General features: G+C 24.6%; 1 protein-coding gene. It reads right to left on the bottom strand.

The genetic code is table 11. From position 1 onward, the window contains the following. Window positions 1–138: 138 nt before the first annotated feature. The coding region (locus A9G40_RS13125) for a hypothetical protein (protein WP_218058034.1) at window positions 139–605 on the bottom strand (467 nt) is incomplete at its 5' end.

Genomic DNA, 605 nt, shown 5'->3' with positions numbered 1-605 from the left:
TTATTTAAAGTATTTATAGAAGTTAATAATATAAAAATTCCATAAAATATATAAATACTAATTTTTAACTTTTTATTTGCAAAAGAAATAGTGATAACCCTTTACTTATGTGTCCAGAATGGATAAATCAATATTTGATTAAAATAAACAACGAAATAAAAATAAAATAACAATCAAACAAATAACAATAGCCCATAGATGATCTTTAAAAAAACTACTTTGATATTGTTTAGGTTTGTGATTAGGCGTTGGTAACTTCAAAGTTCCAGGAAAATTGTGCTGTCCTCCTTGCTGTATCTTTATTTTTTCTGCTATTTGTTGGTTTTTACTTAATAATGTTGATGGTTTTATAGTTGAATATTGTGACGTTTTGCTTATAGTAATTCTATTTTGTGGCCCAACCTTATCAATATTATTGTTTAAAATATTTTTAATAATTTCATTATTTTTAGACACTAATGGCTGTTGTCTTGTATAATAATTAATCCTATTAATAAACTCACAACAATCCAATCTCCTTTTGAACTCATCATGAGAGATAATTGTTAGCTGGTCATTTTTTGTAATAGTTATGGAAAGATGTGAATATCTATGTTTAGAACTAA

Origin of the sequence: Gilliamella sp. Nev3-1, assembly GCF_001690435.1 — a bacterium.
Classification (GTDB): domain Bacteria; phylum Pseudomonadota; class Gammaproteobacteria; order Enterobacterales; family Orbaceae; genus Gilliamella; species Gilliamella apicola_C.
This window is presented reverse-complemented; position numbering and strand designations above follow the sequence as displayed.